The 17441-nt window shown below is 50.2% G+C and carries 16 protein-coding genes and 1 riboswitch; of the genes, 11 read left to right on the forward strand and 5 right to left on the reverse strand.

The window, feature by feature from the left end:
* Nucleotides 1-40: 40 nt before the first annotated feature.
* Both ACTJJJ_RS22785 and rlmB read left to right on the forward strand, forming a co-directional pair.
* Nucleotides 41-1255 carry a GWxTD domain-containing protein gene (locus ACTJJJ_RS22785; protein WP_188935928.1) on the forward strand — a complete coding sequence of 405 codons (1215 nt, stop codon included), beginning with the start codon at nucleotides 41-43 and terminating at the stop codon, nucleotides 1253-1255.
* Complete coding sequence (rlmB, locus tag ACTJJJ_RS22790) at nucleotides 1231-2001, forward strand: 23S rRNA (guanosine(2251)-2'-O)-methyltransferase RlmB (protein ID WP_188935930.1); 771 nt, start codon at nucleotides 1231-1233, stop codon at nucleotides 1999-2001. The genes ACTJJJ_RS22785 and rlmB overlap by 25 nt, the downstream gene beginning before the upstream one ends.
* A 281-nt stretch (nucleotides 2002-2282) precedes the next feature.
* On the opposite strand, the gene ACTJJJ_RS22795 is transcribed toward rlmB, so the two are convergent.
* The 3 genes from ACTJJJ_RS22795 to ACTJJJ_RS22805 all read right to left on the reverse strand — a co-directional run bounded on the left by ACTJJJ_RS22795 (nucleotide 2283) and on the right by ACTJJJ_RS22805 (nucleotide 4843).
* Nucleotides 2283-2468: a hypothetical protein gene (locus ACTJJJ_RS22795; protein ID WP_440703121.1), complete on the reverse strand. Its 186-nt coding sequence runs from the start codon at nucleotides 2466-2468 to the stop codon at nucleotides 2283-2285.
* Between the two features lie 92 nt (nucleotides 2469-2560).
* On the reverse strand, nucleotides 2561-3667 hold the full coding sequence (gene mnmA / locus ACTJJJ_RS22800) for a tRNA 2-thiouridine(34) synthase MnmA (protein ID WP_188935934.1): 1107 nt from the start codon (nucleotides 3665-3667) through the stop codon (nucleotides 2561-2563).
* A 132-nt stretch (nucleotides 3668-3799) separates the two neighbouring features.
* Nucleotides 3800-4843 (reverse strand): hypothetical protein, encoded by a 1044-nt coding sequence (locus ACTJJJ_RS22805; protein WP_188935936.1) that lies wholly within the window; start codon nucleotides 4841-4843, stop codon nucleotides 3800-3802.
* A gap of 49 nt (nucleotides 4844-4892) precedes the next feature.
* Between ACTJJJ_RS22805 and mobA the strand changes: the two genes are divergently transcribed.
* The 5 genes from mobA (at nucleotide 4893) to ACTJJJ_RS22830 (ending at nucleotide 9889) form a co-directional block, all read left to right on the forward strand.
* Complete coding sequence (gene mobA / locus ACTJJJ_RS22810) at nucleotides 4893-5516, forward strand: molybdenum cofactor guanylyltransferase (protein WP_440703122.1); 624 nt, start codon at nucleotides 4893-4895, stop codon at nucleotides 5514-5516.
* On the forward strand, nucleotides 5488-6315 hold the full coding sequence (gene fdhD, locus ACTJJJ_RS22815; RefSeq protein ID WP_440703123.1) for a formate dehydrogenase accessory sulfurtransferase FdhD: 828 nt from the start codon (nucleotides 5488-5490) through the stop codon (nucleotides 6313-6315). The genes mobA and fdhD overlap by 29 nt, the downstream gene beginning before the upstream one ends.
* A 2-nt stretch (nucleotides 6316-6317) precedes the next feature.
* Nucleotides 6318-6680, forward strand: coding sequence for a DUF7009 family protein (locus tag ACTJJJ_RS22820; protein ID WP_440703124.1), 363 nt, complete (start codon nucleotides 6318-6320; stop codon nucleotides 6678-6680).
* Nucleotides 6681-6683: 3 nt separating this feature from the next.
* Nucleotides 6684-8996, forward strand: coding sequence for an FdhF/YdeP family oxidoreductase (locus ACTJJJ_RS22825; RefSeq protein ID WP_440703125.1), 2313 nt, complete (start codon nucleotides 6684-6686; stop codon nucleotides 8994-8996).
* A gap of 122 nt (nucleotides 8997-9118) precedes the next feature.
* On the forward strand, nucleotides 9119-9889 hold the full coding sequence (locus ACTJJJ_RS22830; protein ID WP_426291663.1) for a glycerophosphodiester phosphodiesterase: 771 nt from the start codon (nucleotides 9119-9121) through the stop codon (nucleotides 9887-9889).
* 80 nt (nucleotides 9890-9969) lie between these two features.
* Here the strand turns inward: ACTJJJ_RS22830 and ACTJJJ_RS22835 are convergent, their stop codons facing one another.
* Complete coding sequence (locus ACTJJJ_RS22835; RefSeq protein ID WP_188937316.1) at nucleotides 9970-11022, reverse strand: homoserine O-acetyltransferase family protein; 1053 nt, start codon at nucleotides 11020-11022, stop codon at nucleotides 9970-9972.
* A gap of 131 nt (nucleotides 11023-11153) precedes the next feature.
* A riboswitch (SAM riboswitch) is annotated at nucleotides 11154-11261 on the reverse strand.
* 148 nt (nucleotides 11262-11409) lie between these two features.
* On the opposite strand from ACTJJJ_RS22835, the gene ACTJJJ_RS22840 reads away from it, so the two are divergent.
* The 3 genes from ACTJJJ_RS22840 to ACTJJJ_RS22850 all read left to right on the forward strand — a co-directional run bounded on the left by ACTJJJ_RS22840 (nucleotide 11410) and on the right by ACTJJJ_RS22850 (nucleotide 14858).
* Nucleotides 11410-12351, forward strand: a complete 942-nt coding sequence (locus ACTJJJ_RS22840; RefSeq protein ID WP_440703126.1) for a M20/M25/M40 family metallo-hydrolase — start codon at nucleotides 11410-11412, stop codon at nucleotides 12349-12351.
* A 39-nt stretch (nucleotides 12352-12390) separates the two neighbouring features.
* A complete protein-coding gene (treA, locus tag ACTJJJ_RS22845) occupies nucleotides 12391-13941 on the forward strand; it encodes an alpha,alpha-trehalase TreA (RefSeq protein ID WP_440703127.1) in 1551 nt (516 codons plus the stop codon).
* Between the two features lie 128 nt (nucleotides 13942-14069).
* Nucleotides 14070-14858: a PhzF family phenazine biosynthesis protein gene (locus ACTJJJ_RS22850; protein WP_188935948.1), complete on the forward strand. Its 789-nt coding sequence runs from the start codon at nucleotides 14070-14072 to the stop codon at nucleotides 14856-14858.
* A gap of 38 nt (nucleotides 14859-14896) precedes the next feature.
* Here ACTJJJ_RS22850 and ACTJJJ_RS22855 read toward each other — a convergent pair whose 3' ends face one another.
* Entirely contained in the window at nucleotides 14897-15781 is an 885-nt protein-coding gene (locus tag ACTJJJ_RS22855) for a DMT family transporter (RefSeq protein WP_440703128.1), read from the reverse strand.
* A 73-nt stretch (nucleotides 15782-15854) separates the two neighbouring features.
* On the opposite strand from ACTJJJ_RS22855, the gene ACTJJJ_RS22860 reads away from it, so the two are divergent.
* Entirely contained in the window at nucleotides 15855-17252 is a 1398-nt protein-coding gene (locus ACTJJJ_RS22860) for an OmpA family protein (RefSeq protein WP_440703129.1), read from the forward strand.
* Nucleotides 17253-17441 lie beyond the last annotated feature (189 nt).

Consider the following 17441-nt stretch of genomic DNA (forward strand, 5'->3'; position numbering starts at 1 on the left):
TGTTTTGGTGATGGCCGGGTGCGCATCATCGAATAAGCCGATGAAGCAGATCCCGGAGGCGCAAGTGCGTCCGATGGAGCAACAGCAGGCATCGGCGCCGGTCAATGAGGAGCTTACCCTGGTGGCAATTCAAAGCAAGTATTTGTTGAAAGACACGACGCAGACGTCGGTATTTCTGTATGTGGACGCTTTGAAAGGCAAGAATCCCATTAGCGTGGCCGATTTTGTCAGGCTTTACAACCTCAACTACGTCATTTATTCGGATTACGGTACACGCGAACGCCTCGGTTACGGCAATGTAAAGCTCGATTCGACGAATGTTTCCCGCATGGGCGATAAAATCGTGATTTCCTACGAATTGAAAAGTCCGAACCGTGACTATGGTGTGTTGCTCAGCGAAATCAGCCAGACCGGTACGCTGAAAAAAGTACTGAACGACCTCACGATCCGGTTCAAAAAACTGGCCGTGAACCAAATGTATGGCGTCTATACGGGCAACTCCACTCAGCCGTTACAGAGGCATTATATAAGTTCAAACGAGCAGTTTACGATCAAAAAAGCGGGCGAAAGTGCCGATCAGCTGCATGTTTACTACTATAACCACGACTTCGAACCGGCAGGTTCGCCGATGAACATCGCTCCGAAGGGGGGCAACAAATCACTCGAAGTGGATAGCACATTTACGATCTCCGCCAATCAGCCTTTGCAATTCACCAGAGAAGGACTTTACAATATTTTCGCAGACACCACCCAATCGGAAGGACTGGGACTTTTGGTCGTAAATGAGCGCTTTCCGAAAGTCACACGCCCTCAATTGCTGCTGGGGCCCTTGCTTTATATGAGCACCAACAACGAAATCAACGAGATTAAGAAGGCAGAGGATTATAAAAAGGCGTTGGATAAATACTGGCTGACGCTCATGAATGGCAATGCGCCGCTGGCTCAGCAGTCGATCCGCTCGTTCTATGGCAGGGTTGAAGAAGCCAACCAACTGTTTACGACTTACAAAGAAGGCTGGAAGACCGACAAAGGAATGATTTACATCGTATTAGGCCCGCCGGATAAAGTACAACGCAGCAAAGACCGCGAAGTGTGGACCTACGATCACAGAGGTAACGCTCAAAACGTCAATTTTACATTTAACAGAAGAAACAATCAATTTGTGGATGATCATTATGAACTGGTTCGCTATGCCGAATACCAGCCGATTTGGTATCCAGTAGTAGAAGCATGGAGAAACGGAAGTATACGGTAAGAAAACCAGCCCCCAGACAGTCCCAGGCCGACATGGTCTTTGGTACGCAATCGGTATTAGAAACCCTTCGTTCGGGTAAAGAAATCGAAAGGCTATTTATTCAGCGCGAGTTCGGGCTCGCGGAAATTGAAAAGCTCGCCAAAGAGCTCGGCGTCCCCTATCAGCGCGTACCGGTCGAAAAACTGAACCGCGTAACCCGCAAAAACCATCAGGGAGTCATTGCATTTGTGTCGCCGATCCAGTACATGCCATTGCACAATGTGCTTACGCAGGTATATGAGGAAGGCAAAACCCCACTTCTGCTCCTGCTCGACCGCGTCACCGACGTGCGGAACTTCGGTGCCATCGCGCGTACGGCCGAATGCGCAGGCGTGCAGGCGATCATTGTCCCTACCAAAGGTGGTGCACAGATCAATGCAGACGCAATGAAAACCTCATCCGGCGCATTGAATTTCCTTCCCATATGCCGAGAGCCTAACCTCTGGGAAACACTCATGTACCTCAGAAACAGCGGCTTGCAAATCATCGCTTGCACAGAGAAAACCGACAAATCGCTCTATGATATTGATTTTTCCATCCCTACGGTGATCATCATGGGCTCGGAAGAAGATGGTATTTCAAAAGAATTCATCGACCTCGCCGACAGCGGCGCGAGAATCCCGCTCGCAGGGCACGTGGAATCGCTGAATGTGTCGGTAGCGAGTTCTATTGTTTTGTATGAAGCTGTGAGGCAGCGAATAAAATAGCCAAAAGATAGCTTTTTATGTAAATGTTTGCTATATTCGAATAGCACCTGAACCGGCATTGGATTGCAACTCCTCTAAGCACGTCGGGTGCTTTTTTTATTCGAGGAATCCCAACGTAAAGATTCAGTAATTGAGTATAGGAAATACCGTCCCTGAACGGTCATCTGGGATATTAAAATAGGCGGTTCTCCCGCCTATTTCTGTTTCAAAATAATGATATCCGGCCACATGCTCTTTGGGATGTGTTTGATAAGTTGTAAAGCCAAGGTAAACAGCGCTAGCTAACGCTTCTTCAAGTCCTTCCAGTCCAGATAGGAATTAAATGGCTGGTTAATGCATTCTTTAATTCCCGACATGTTGAACTTGATCTCAGCACCAAGCTCATCGCGAAAGATCCCGATATTTTTAGCCACCAAATCTTCCTTTACCCTTTTTCTCGCCACCCGGCGCAAGTGATTTAAATCCATCTGTAAGTTTGTTGATGACGAAACTGTACAGAGGAACTATTGAGTAGGATGAATGATGTAGAGAACTAAATTACAGACTAAACCAAATTATCTCACTCCTGCCGGAAACTCTTCATAATCCAGCCACCGCCGATAACGTCGTCGCCTTCATAAAAAACAGCCGCCTGACCCGGCGCGATGCCATTGACGCCGTCGTGAAAACGTGCCACGATTTGATCAGGGCCGGTTTGCTCGATAATAGCGGGGGTTCCATCGTGCTTATAGCGCACTTTGGTTACCGTTTCCAGCGGCTTCTCAATCGATGCGTATTTTTGAAGATTCAATTTGCTTACATTCATCCCGTCGCGGAAAAGGTCGGGCATGTCGCCCAGCACCACTTCATTGGTATCTTTCCGGATCTCGGTCACGAACACCGGGCGGCCTAATGCAATACCAAGCCCTTTTCGCTGGCCAACCGTGTAGAACGGGTAACCCTCATGCTTTCCTACGACCGTACCATCGGCGTAGACGAAGTTACCGCCTGCTACTTCCGCTTCCAGGCCCGGAATGCGCCTTTTCAGGAAGCCACGGTAGTCGTTATCGGGCACGAAACAGATTTCATAGCTCTCCGATTTGTTTACCAAATCGATAAAGCCTCTCTGACGGGCCATTTCGCGGATTTCTGTTTTATGCAAATAGCCTAACGGCAGTTTAGTGCGCGCCAGACTTTCCTGCGATACACCCCAAAGTACGTAGCTCTGGTCTTTCCAGGCATCGATACCTTTGGATACATAATGACGGCCGTTATTAAACTGCATATTGGCATAATGCCCGGTAGCGATAAACTCGCAATCGAGGCGGTCGGCGCGGCGGAGCAGCGCATCCCATTTGATGTGGGTATTACAAAGCACGCACGGGTTAGGTGTGCGGCCTTCGAGGTATTCGCCTGTAAAATGGTCGATTACATAATCGCCGAATTCGGCACGAATGTCCAGAATATAATGCGGGAAGCCAAGCTCTACCGCGATATTACGCGCGTCGTTGATGGAATCCAGCGAACAACAGCCGGTCTCCTTCTTGGTACCACCGCTACTGGCATAATCCCAGGTTTTCATGGTCATACCAATGACCTCATAACCTTGTTCGTGGAGAAGAACAGCTGCAAGCGAGCTGTCGATGCCGCCGCTCATGGCGACAAGAATGCGTCCGTGTTTACTCATTGTAGTAATCTGCCGAAGGTTGAATGCCTTCCGATTGATGATTTGAATTGACAACTTCAACAGCTGCGAGCTGCCGAATGGTTCCGCAAAGGTAGGGATTAATCGCCGGAATACTGCCTGAGCGTTAAAACTTCACGCACTCACCATCCTGATCACATTCTTAATATTCAATTCGATGATCTCGGTCATCGTCTCGCATTTGTGATAGTGCCCGTCCGAATAATGCATGGCAAGGCTTTCGCGCAATTGATGGATATTGTCCGACGTCGAGATTTTGTCTTTGATACTTACGTCCCGCAGGTCGCGCAGGCGATAACGCTCGGCTTTGGCCTGATACATAATCGACGATTGCTCTTCCTGCTGGTATTGGACCACGGTTTTATCGGTCAGATATTCCATAGCCAATTGCACATATGCCCGGTTTTCTTTAAAAAACTGAGGCATATATACTTTAAGATTGCCCTCGTAAAACTGCTGGTCGAAGTCGATGGCGCGGAGGCGGAACTGAAAATCGTCGAAATCGGGGGTAATCTGCATCACAAAATTGTAGGAGCGCATATCGCCCAACAAGGTGATCTTGCAACGCTCGTTGAACTTCACAAATTCTTTTGCAATCCGGATCGGGTTATAGTCGGGGTCGCGCATGCGTGTACGCGCGAACTCGTCGCCGGGAATGCCGGCAATATGCTCCTCGATCAGCGTTTCTCCGTCAACGATATAATTGACCTGGTTGGGCGAGAAGATTTCTTCGAGCTCCAATCCGTAAATGCGGGAAGAATCGGCCTTCTTCACATAGAAATAGTCGTAAATATCGTTCAGCCGGTTCACGATCTTGACGCGGAACGGGTTGGAATTGCCGAACTTGCAGTAGTCGATGCGATCGATGTATTTATGCTCGACAATGCGCAGGTTACCGGACGCTTTGAGCATCGCATACACCTTTTTCAGCCCGGAATGCAGCCTTTCCAGCTCATGCGGCGGGTAGAGCGGACTCTCCCATAACGTATCCCTGCCGTTCTTGTCGGTCACCGGAAACGACTCGTAGAAGTTCTGCAGATCGTGGTAAGCTACCGGCAACCGGGCGTCGCGCTGGTAAAAACGCAGGTATTTGCGCAGCTCCGGACTCACCGGATAGATCGGTTTTTTCTTTAATATTTTAACATCACCCATTTCCATAAAAGGAAGTTACGCATATTTGATCGATTAAAACCATCGAACTGCCACTATGAGCTTATACGGACTGGTGATTTGCGGCGGCGAAAGCACGAGAATGGGTACCGACAAAAGCCTGCTGGTTTATTACCAAAAACCACAGTACGAACACGTTGCCGATCTCCTCGCACCTCTGTGTGAGCGAGTAATCCTCTGCTGCAATGCGGAGCAGCACAAGACCTTCCGTACCGGCTACCCAAAATTGACTGACATGCCGAAATTTGGTGGAGCAGGACCTATGAGCGGATTGCTAACCGCATTCGAAACCTTTCCGGGAAACGACTTCCTGGTGGCCGGTTGCGATTATCCTTACCTCACGACCACCGATCTGGCTAATTTTCTGCATGATACTGATAAGGATTTGACGGCTGTGGCCTTTTATAACCAAAACGCATTCTATGAGCCGTTGTTAGGATGGTATTCCCGGTCGGCAGGTAATGCTTTGCTGAAAACATTCGAAAACGGCTCGCGGTCGTTGCAGCGTTTTCTTCAAGCGGAGAAGGCGGGAAAATACCGGCCCATGTCTGAACAAACGATGCTCAGCGTAGATACAATGGAAGATTTCCGGGCCGTAAAGCAAGCGCTTGAAGCCCATAATGACTTTCAAAATGGAAACCAGTTCGATAACCAACCATAAAATCGTCCGCATTAGCGGATACGACGCCGAAGTGCTCGACGACCAGCTCGCCGTGGAGGAGCCGCTCGAAATACAAATTGCGTTTCGGTCAGGAGGGCGAAAAGAGCGTAAAAGTATTTCGGTTACCATGCGTACGCCAGGTAACGATCGCGAACTCGCCGCCGGGTTTCTGTTCACGGAAGGCATTATCGATTCCCAAAAACAGATCGACGGTATTGCGCATTCACCATTCGACGAAAACCGGGTGATAGTAACCTGCGCACCTGATTTTGAGCCACAACTGGGTTCCATGGAGCGCAACTTCTACACCACATCCAGCTGCGGTGTGTGCGGCAAGGCGAGCATCGATGCGATCAGGACCCGATCCGCTTATACGAATGTAAATGAGGGCCTGGTTTTGAAAAAAGAACTGTTGTACCAGCTCACGGAGCAGATCGCCCAACACCAGAATACGTTCGAAACCACCGGCGGGCTGCATGCCTCTGCGCTTTTCGACGTTTCCGGACAGTTTATGATGTTGCGGGAAGATGTAGGGAGGCATAATGCGCTCGATAAACTTATTGGTGCGGCATTGATGTCGGACCGGTTGCCGCTTAACGAACACATTCTCCTCCTCAGCGGCCGCGCGAGTTTTGAACTCATTCAAAAAGCTACGATGGCTGGCATCGCAGTCGTAGCTACGATAGGTGCTCCGTCGAGCCTGGCGGTGCAACTGGCAGAAGAGAGCGGCATTACATTGGTAGGGTTTCTTAAAAAAGACAAGTTCAACATTTACACCGGTCACCACCGGATCTTATAACTATGAAAATCCGCATTCACCGGAATTCCGTGCGTTTCAGGCTTTCCAAAACGGAGGTCTCACTGCTTGAAAATGAAGGGTATCTGGAAGAAATAACCGATTTTGGTTCCGCTCAATTGCGCTATGCAATCGCAGAATCAGCCGGTGCTGACCTGCAAGCGCGGTTTGAACAAAACAAAATCACGCTGGACGTCCCCGGGAAACTCCTCGCAGGCTGGGGGGCGAACAATACCGTCGGGTTCGAGGGAAATATGCTGTTGGGCGACGGTAGTTCGTTGTTTATGTTGATTGAAAAAGATTTCAAATGTCTGGATAATGTCGATGAAGATCAGTCCGACAATTATGACAATCCCAAAAGCTGCTGAACCATGTCCGAAAACATACTCCCTGTTCCGGGTGCCGAAAATCCCGAAAAACTGACCGGTTTGAAACAAGGCCCGATCAAAAAAGTGGCTGCCGGCATTCCTGCCGTGGTTTCCGCATTGGAAATGACGGTCAGTGAAGCAGGTTTGCAGCGCGGGATGAAAGCGCTTTTCAACCTCAATAAAAAAGGCGGCTTCGACTGTCCCAGCTGCGCCTGGCCCGACCCGGACGATGAGCGCTCGGGCATCGCCGAATATTGCGAGAACGGTGCTAGGGCCGTCGCAGAAGAAGCCACCACAAAAAAACTGACCGCTGAATTCTTCTCGCAGCATTCCGTGCATGAGCTGGGGAAACTTTCGGATTACGAAATCGGCGGGAAGGGTCGCATTGCCGAACCGATGTTCCTGCCCGCAGGCGGCACGCATTATCAGCCCATTACCTGGGATGCTGCTTTTGAAAAAATTGGAACACAACTGAACGGCCTTGCCTCGCCCGACGAAGCCGTATTTTACACCTCGGGCCGCACCAGTAATGAAGCCGCATTCCTCTATCAGCTTTTTGTGCGGGAATTTGGCACGAATAACCTGCCCGATTGCAGCAATATGTGCCACGAAAGCAGCGGAACCGCATTAGGCGAGTCGTTGGGCATAGGAAAAGGCTCCGTTACCCTAAACGACTTCTACCAGGCCGAGGTGATCATGATCCTCGGGCAGAACCCGGGTACCAACCACCCGCGCATGCTTTCCGCATTGCGAAAGGCGAAAGCGAACGGCGCCACCATCATTTCCATCAACCCATTGCCCGAAACGGGGCTGATGGGTTTCAACAATCCGCAAACCGTTGCGGGAGTGCTGGGCATTAACCCCACGTTGACGGACATTTTCCTGCAAGTGAAGATCAATGGCGATTTGGCATTGATCAAAGCCATTGAGCTGCTGTTGCTGAAAGAAGAAGAAAAAAAACCGGGTGGCGTTTTCGACCAGCATTTTATAAACCAGCATACACAAGGATACAACGATTTCCTGCGGGACCTAAAAGAATACGATGCCGAACAACTCGCCGCGCAGGCGGGCATACCTTACGCGCAGGTGCAGGAGGTGGCGAGCGTGCTCGCAGGGAAAAGCAAAATCATTGCCTGCTGGGCCATGGGACTCACGCAACACAAGAATGCGGTGGCGACCATTAAGGAAGTTGTGAATTTGTTGCTGCTTAAAGGCAGCATCGGCAAGCCCGGCGCGGGTACTTGTCCGGTACGTGGGCATAGCAACGTCCAGGGCGACCGTACGATGGGTATTTTCGAGCGTCCGTCCGCCAGGTTCCTCGATTCGATTGAAAAGAATTTCCATTTTTCGCCGCCTCGAGAGCATGGGTATGATGTGGTGGAATGTATTAAGGCAATGCATGCCGGCGAAGCGAAAGTGTTTTTCGCGATGGGCGGCAATTTCCTTTCCGCCACGCCCGATACGCGTTTCACTGCCGAAGCATTGCAGAACTGCAAACTCACCGTCCACGTTTCGACGAAACTGAACCGCAGCCACCTGGTTCACGGCCAGGAAGCATTGATATTGCCCTGCCTCGGCCGGACTGACAAGGATATGCGCAATAACGAGAACCGGTTTGTGTCATGCGAGAACTCCATGGGTGTGGTTCAGTTATCGCGCGGCGTGCTGGAACCGGTTTCAAACGAGCTTTTGAGTGAACCGGAGATCGTTTGCAGGGTGGCAAAAGCTACATTAGGCTCGCGGAGCAAGGTTAGCTGGGACAAGTACATCGAAGATTACGATCTCATCCGTACTGACATCGAACGTACCATTCCCGGTTTTGCGGATTACAACGAGCGGGTAAGGCAGCCCGGCGGATTCTATCTGCCCAACTGCAACCGCACTGGCGACTTCGACACGCCTACCCGCAAGGCGCATTTTCACATCGCTGCACCGCAAATGCAGGAGTTGAAAGCAGGCGAGCTCATGATGATGACCATCCGCAGCCACGACCAGTTCAATACCACTATCTACGGCCTGAACGATCGCTACCGGGGCATTTACAACGAGCGGCGGGTTATTCTGATGAATGCGAGGGATATGCAGCAACGCAAACTCAAAAACGGAGACCTAGTCGATTTGCATAACAACTACGATGGCGTGGAACGCGTGGCGCACAAGTTCGTGGTGGTCGAATATCCCATTCCCGAGCAATGCACAGCTACCTATTTCCCCGAAACCAACGTGTTGGTACCCATTACGAGCGTCGCGGAAAAGAGCAACACACCAACGTCCAAAATGGTGATCCTGACGCTTAAACCTCACCAGGGCTTTTAGGATAAACTTAATATTACCCTAACAGACGGACGCACAAGTTGCCGTAATTTCGGGCCTGTTTGCCTGATGGGGGTAAAAAGAGCCGGAAAATATCTTTTTAAAGGAAGTTTAATTTGAATACAATGAAAAAAGGATTTTTAATGCTTGCAATCGGGCTGATGAGCCTGGTGTCGATGGAAGGTATGTCTCAAAAGAAAAACAAGGTGATCGCGCACCGCGGTGCCTGGAAAAATACGGGTGCTACCGAAAATTCAATCGGCGCGCTGGAACACGCCATCAAGCTGGGTTGCTATGGCAGCGAGTTTGATGTGCACATGTCGGCCGACTCGGTTTTGTATGTTTTGCACGACCATTCGATCCAGGGAACCAATATCGAAACGACCAATTCAGCCGAGCTTTCGAAGATCAAATTGGCGAATGGAGAAGCATTACCGACTTTGGAGGCCTATTTGAAGGCGGGTTCGAAGCAAAAGAAGACTCGTTTGATTCTCGAAATTAAAACTTCCAAAATCAGCAAGGAACGCTCGTTGGCATTGGCTACCAAATGCGTCGAACTGGTGAAGAAAATGAAGGTGGAAAAGATTACCGACTACATTGCATTCAGCTGGGACGTTTGTCTGAAAGTGAAAGAACTCGCGCCGAAAGCACACGTGGAATACCTGAACGGCGACAAAACGCCTGACGAAATCCAGGCGGCCGGCCTCGACGGTATCGATTACCATTTGAGTGTTTTGAAGAAAAAAGAGGATTACATTCCCGCAATGCGCCAGAAAAAGCTGACTACCAACGTGTGGACAGTAAATGATGAGGCAGATTTGAAATACTTCCTCGAAAAGGATGTGGATTACATCACCACCAACGAGCCGGAGCTGTTGCTGAGCCTTTCGAAGTAGTATTTTGGAATACATTCAAATCAAAACTCCCGACCGGCAACCGATCGGGAGTTTTGATTTATAATATCACCAGGAATGCATTAACGAATGCGCGCCATCTGCAACTGCCCGTTCGTTTCCTGCCACGCCCTGATCACCTGCGTAAGCTGCTTGTACTCGATCAGGAAGCCATCGTGGCCGTACAGCGAATCGATCTCCTGGAATGCGGCATCCGGAATGTGCCGGGCCAGGAATTGCTGCTCCGAAAGTGGAAAAAGCAAATCGGACTTAATGCCCAATACCAGCGTTTTCGCCTTCACGAGCCCGAGCGCATGCACGATCCCGCCGCGGTTGCGACCCACATTATGCGAATCCATGATTTTGGACAACGCCCAGTAAGAGAATGCATTGAACCGTTTCACAAATTTGTCGCCCTGGTATTGCTGGTACGACGACGCACGGAACTCGTCGATCTGGTCGGGATTGTCGCGCGCTTGCGTAAAGTTGTAAGTATCATAATTACGGTACGAAAGCAATGCAATCGACCGCGCCGCGCGCATGCCCATTGCTCCCGCGTCCGGGCCTTCCTCCGCAAAAGTCGGATCGGCCTCGATCGCCATCCGCTGGGACTCATTGAACGCGATACCCCAGGGTGAATGGAGTGCATTGGAAGCGATCAGGATCAGTTCTTCGAACAAATCGGGCTTTTCGACCGCCCACTCCAGCGCCTGCTGCCCGCCAAGCGACCCGCCGATGCAGATCTTGATCTTGTTGATCGCCAGCTCCTGCCGCAAAAGATCTAATGTTCCTACGACATCCCGTACGGTAAGTGTCGGAAAGTTGCGGTAATAGGGATGGTTCGTCCTTGGATTTACAGAAAGCGGCCCCGTGGAGCCGTATGCCGAGCCGAGCACATTCACACAAATGATAAAATGCTGCGCAGGATTGAAATATTTGTCGTCGCCTACGAGCCCATCCCACCACTCGGTCGCATTGGAGCTACCGGTAAGCGCATGGCAAATCCAGACGATATTGGTGTCGCTGGCGTTCCTTTCTCCATAAGTGGTGTATGCGAGTTCAAACCCTGGCAATTCACCACCCATTTCGAGTGTGTAGGGATACGGGTATTTAAATGTCTTCTGTTCCGCTTGCATAAGAGCCACAGCACGTGGTTAAATTCAACACATGGTAAAATGGACAGCCGAAATACAAATTTTCGGTTGTAGCTGCGAGACTAAAGCCAATCGGCTTACGGAAATTTCTAACTGTAAGAGCACACGAATTGATTTTATATCTCCTAATAACTTAGGTGGGAATTAGCACCTTTCTCCGATGTGGTAGCAGGTTGCCAGAGGTTCATAGAGCCCATTCTCTCGCCTCTTCTTTATAAATCAACCGCCGTTCAAGGGAAGCAATTGATTGATGGTGCAATATTAAGTGCGGATGCCTGAAAATACAAATAAATGCAAAAATTCTGTCGGTCGCCGGAGCTCGCCCGGGCTGCGAGAGCTTATCTTTGCCCGTCAACTATTTTATATCGAATGAGAATCTTTTTTCACAGTCTGCTGCTCGTTTTGGGCGCTATGCAGGCATCCGGACAGTCTGTAACCCCTTCACCGGAAAGCATCCGCAAGCACATTTCCTACCTGGCTTCCGACAAAATGAAAGGCCGCGGTACGGGAAGCAAAGAGAACGAGAAAGCTGCGAAGTATGTGGCGAAACAATTCAAAAAGTACCATCTTTTACCCAAAGGAACCGAGGGCTATTACCAGCCTTTCACCGCGAAAATCCGACGAATAGTCGTTCCCGATAGCGTTCGCCAAACCCGGAATGTGATCGGCTTTCTCGACAACGGGGCCCAATATACCATCGTCATAGGCGCTCATTTTGACCACCTTGGCCTCGGCCGCCAGGGAAGTTCCAAAGCCGAAAAACCCGAAGGACAAATCCATAACGGCGCCGACGACAATGCCTCCGGCGTGGCCGGATTGCTCGAACTGGCGCGGTATTTTTCAGGAAATGATAAAAAGGAGCCGTATAACTTCCTGTTTATCGCTTTCGGAGCGGAAGAACTGGGGCTCGTCGGCTCGCGGTATTTTGTGAATAACCCGACGTTACCCTTGGCCGATATCAACTTTATGTCGAATATGGACATGATCGGCCGTTACGATCCAGGCCGGGGCGTGGGCATCGGCGGGTATGGTACCAGCGCGGAATGGCCCGTAATTTTTAAGGATGTGAAAAGCGATACGAAGTTTTTTACAGACAACGCGGGAAGCGGCGGCTCGGATCACGGTTCGTTTTACGCCAAACAAATACCCGTGCTATTCTTCCATACCGGCGGACACGACGACTATCACAAGCCGACCGACGACACGGAGAAGGTCGACGCAAATGCGGAGGCTGGCATCCTTGGTATTCAGATCAAACTCATTGAGAATGCGATGTTATTACCAAAACTTAAATTCACAGAAGTCAAATAAGTTATAATCCAGTCTGAAACCCTTTAAAGTCAGTTTGTTTTGTACGGTTTTGTTGCTCCATCATTCACTTATGGCCAGGCTCACATCTCTCCCGAGGAGTTGTACGGAACGCTGTTTCGTGACGTCCAATGCAGCCACATTTTCTCCGACTCCAAAACATTCGCGGATGCCGTCCCACTAGAAGATCCGGTCCTGATCATCGAACGGTATCACCAGGAAAAGGACGAGCCCGACTTTGATATGGAAACATTCATTCGGGCGCATTTCAGAATGCCGGTGCATATTGCTTCCGATTTTGTTACTGACAAGGATGATGCGGTGTCCGAGCATGTTGGTAAGCTCTGGTCCATTCTAACGCGGCAACCCGAGAATCAGGAACGAGGCGGGTCACTCATCCCCCTGCCCCATCCGTATGTGGTGCCGGGTGGGCGTTTCCGTGAGATTTATTACTGGGACAGCTATTTTACAATGTTGGGGCTCAAAGAGTCGGGCCGGGCGGAACTCATTGAGAATATGCTCAATAACTTTGCTTATCTGGTGGATACCCTGGGTTTTATACCCACTGCCAACAGAACGTACTACCTCAGTCGCTCGCAACCGCCGTTCTTCTCATTGATGGTGAGGCTGTTCAGTGAAATGGAAGGCAAAAAGGTTTTGAAAAAATACCTGGCCCAGATGCAAAAGGAGTATGATTACTGGATGGATGGCTGCCAGGAGCCCTGTGAGCCTTTTACGGCACACCGGCGCCTGGTATACTTGCCCGACGGCGCACTGTTGAACCGCTATTGGGATGACAAAGCAACACCACGGCCGGAGTCGTACAGCGAGGACATGGATCTCGCGCACGAGGCGCAAGAAAAGTACGGCACCCCGCCTGACGAGCTTTTCCGGCATATCCGAGCCGCCGCTGAATCGGGTTGGGATTTCAGCAGCCGCTGGTTTGCCGATGAAAACGATTTTGCATCCATTCACACCACCGACATCCTGCCCATAGACCTGAATTGCCTGCTATACCACCTCGAAAAGGCCATTGCGGAAGCCTACCTGTTGAACGACAACCGGCGGATGCATTTGCTCTACGAAGAGAAAGCCAGACAGCGGAATATCGCCATTCAGACCTATTTCTGGGATGAGTCGAAGCACTATTATATGGATTATGATTTGAAGAAAAGGGATTTCACCAAAGCCGTGACCATCGCAGGTGCCTTTCCGCTATTTTTCAAACTTGCGCCCAAGCCCCACTCACATTATGTGCGGGCGTATATCCGCCTGAACTTTCTGAAATCGGGTGGGCTGCTGACCACCACGGTACGCACCGGCCAGCAATGGGACGCGCCAAATGGCTGGGCCCCGCTGCAATGGATCGTTTACAAGGGGTTACGGAACTACAATTTTCACAGGACTGCCAACGAACTGAGCGACGAATGGCTAGGGCTGATCGAGAAAGAGTTCAGACATTCGGGAAAAATGCTCGAAAAATACAACGTGTCCGACACCAACCTGATCGCCGGAGGAGGTGAATACGAAATCCAGGAGGGCTTCGGCTGGACGAACGGCGTTTACCTTCGCATGAAAAACAGAAAACGTTAGGAGTACTTCGTCGTCTAAATGCTTTGATTTTTTATCCATTTCCAATATATTATATTAAAAATTGCCAAAAAAAGCACCCCGTAGCCGATATTTTTAATACATTGCCGTCACCAAGCCCATTTGACTTCATGAAACTCCCCATATACCAAATCGATGCTTTTACTGACAAGTTGTTTGGTGGAAACCCTGCTGCGGTAGTTCCTTTGGAACAATGGCTACCCGAGGAAACGATGCTCGCCATCGCCTCCGAAAACAATCTTGCCGAAACGGCTTTCTATGTCCCGACAGAAAACGGTTTCCATATCCGCTGGTTTACGCCCTTGGTGGAAGTTGATCTCTGCGGCCACGCCACACTTGCGGCTGCCTATGTGATTTTCAATATTCAGAACTACGAAGGGCAGTCGATCAGCTTCGAGTCGAGAAGCGGCGTGCTCACCGTCGACTGCAAGGAAGATTGGCTTACGCTGAACTTCCCTGTCGATCAATACCACATCGCCGTGCCGCCACCAGGGCTGGTTGAAAGCCTGAAAAACACGACGCTTCTGGAAGTTTACAAAGGCAAAACTGATTACCTCGTTGTACTGGAATCGGAGGATGAGGTCAGGAACCTGGATCTTGACATCATTATCCTGTCGACCATTCCTGCGCGTGGTGTGATCGTAACCGCCACCAGCGACGACGTGGATTTCGTTTCGCGCTTCTTCGCGCCGCAATCGGGCATCGATGAAGATCCGGTAACCGGCTCCGCGCACACGACTTTGATACCCTACTGGGCCGACAAGCTTTCTAAAACGCAACTGAATGCACGCCAGCTCTCGCGCCGTGGCGGCTTCCTGAAATGCGAACTGGATGGCGACCGCGTTTACATCGGCGGCCAGGCGAGGTTGTATCTCAAAGGCGAAATCCTCGTAGATTAGGCGCGGACGGCTAGTCGCGGACGGCCATTCGGGGACGGCTAGTCGCTCTTTTTCCCGGAAAATTTCGTCCGTTGGCCGGCATACAAGCCTGCAACGACAAGTACCGTCCCGAAAATGGTGTAAATCGTCACGGGCTCGCCCATGAGCCACCAGGCGAAGAAAAATCCGAACAACGGGCAGAGGAAGAGCCACAACGATGCCTTTACGGTATCAATGCGGAGCAGGTAAAACCAGCAGATCAATCCTACGATCGAAACCGCCAGGCTGAGCCAAAGTACTGAACCCCAGAAAACAGTATCCAATTTGGTAGTACTGAGATCGGCCATTAACAAGGTGACCGGCAGCAGAAAAACGCCACCCAGGAACACCTGCCAGCCGTTGATAAGCAAGTTAGGGAGCTCCCATTTCACGGTTGCATAATAAACGCTGGCCGCAGAAACGGTTACCATGCTGACGAGCAAGAGGGTAATGCCGCCTATTGTCGTGTAACTGTCGGCGAGCAGTGGATAAGTCGCTACGGCCACGCCACCCATTCCGAGGATTATCCCCGTCCATTCTTCTGCTTTGGGTTTTCGTTTCAGCCACCACGATGAGAGCAATACGATCATCAACGGGTTGGTGGACACTGCCAGGCTGCCGATTCCGGCCGCGGTATACTTCATCGCGTACACGTACAGGCCCAGGTAGAGCGTTGTATTCAGAAAACCGAACAACGCCAGTTGCTGCCATTCTTTTCTGGTGGGCAACCGGTAAGCTTTATTTTTGACAAATACGTACGAAAATGATAGCAGCAAGATACCAGCTATAAAGAACCGAACGTTTGCCAGTATCAAAGGAGATGCCGATTGCACGCCAAACTTCGTTGCTACGGATGCCGACGACCAGAGAATGGAAAAGAGAAGACCGATACCAATGTTTTTCACGCGCAAGAATAATAAGAGTCCAAAATTACAAGTTGTACTTCGGCTTCCGCCCCCACTTTTTATATTTTTGGGTATGATTAACAAAAAGAATGCGCTACGGGCGGTGCTGATTGCTCTGTTTTCTGCCCCGGCGCTGCATGTTCACGCCCAGAACCAGTGGACTTATGACTTCAATAATGGCTTCCTGCCTATCGAAAGCGGCGGACCGGCACTGAAACCGCTCGGGCAAGCGGGGCAGATCATCAAAGAGCAGATTCCCGGCTCCGATTATCTTTCACGATCGATCTATGTTTTCGAGAAAAACAGCGGGCTGCAATTCAACAATGCCGAAACCAAGGGTTTCCTGAACAAGTCGTTTACTGTCGAGATCTATTTTAAACTCGACGAACTCGATAGCTGGAAGCGCGTGCTCGATTTCAAGAACCGCAAAAGTGACTACGGCACCTACATTTACAATGGCAAGCTCAACTTCTATGACTTTGCCGTGAGCGAAAAAGCACCCGTGCGCGCAAAACAGTACGTACATTATGTGTACTCGCGAGATCATGAGACAAAGATCATCAAAATGTACATCAACGGGCTTTCGAAAGTGGAGTTCAAAGATCCGGGTACCGAAGGCGTTCTCGACGCGGACCAGGTGCTGAACTTGTTTCAGGACGATCTGATTGCCGGCAACGAATCCAGCGCGGGCACTGTGGCACTCGTACGCATTTACGACCGCGTGATGACGCCTGTTTTTGTGCGCCGGAGCTACCAGACAATCGCCAAGAACTTTAAAGAACCGGTCGCCAAAAAAGAGGAGCCCAAGGAAGATCCGAAGCCGGTGGAAGAAAAACCCGAACCCACCCGGAATAGAAACCTTGCTATCGTCACAGGAAGAGTTTATGACAGTCGTAACCTGAAACCCGTCAATGATGCCGAGGTTCATGTCCGGAAATCAGCGAATGATTCCCTGGTAGCGCACACCAAAACCGTTGACGGCGTCTATAACGTAGAACTGCCGCCGCACGAAACCTACCGCATTACCGCACAGGCCGACGGTTTCCAGTCGAAAAGTGTGGTTGTCAGCACCAATAATCGCTTCGAAGAGATCAAAGCATTGATGAATATGGTTCCTGAAACGCATTCCACGCCGCTTTCGACGCTGTATTTCAGTCAGGGTACCGAGGTGCTGGAAGACAGCGCCCTGACCGACCTGGATTCGATCGTCACCTATTTCCAGAGACGGCAGGATTTGAGGCTAGTACTGAAAGGCCATACCGACAATACCGGAAGCTTCGAGAAAAACCTGGAACTTTCCAACAAGCGGGTGGAGACCGTGAAAGCCTATCTGATCGGAAAAGGCATCCTGGCCGATCGTATTGAAGCATCAGGTTACGGCTCGGCACAACCGAAACTGATGAACCAGACTGAATTGACAAAAAAATCAAACAGACGAGTGGAAGTGTGGGCAGAGCAGATAAAAAGATAAAGCCATCTCATGGAGATGGCTTTATACTGACTATTCCTAAACCCTTAACCTTTTCTTATCTTATATATTTTCTAGCTTTAAAAGCTGTCTTTTCTTTATCTGTTAACGTTTCAGGCCTGCTGATCGTTTCATTGTTTCTGTAAAGTAAGAATACTATCAATAATACTCCAATTTTTCTTCTTTACAAAA

Source organism: Dyadobacter sp. 22481 (assembly GCF_052044875.1).
GTDB lineage: Bacteria > Bacteroidota > Bacteroidia > Cytophagales > Spirosomataceae > Dyadobacter > Dyadobacter endophyticus.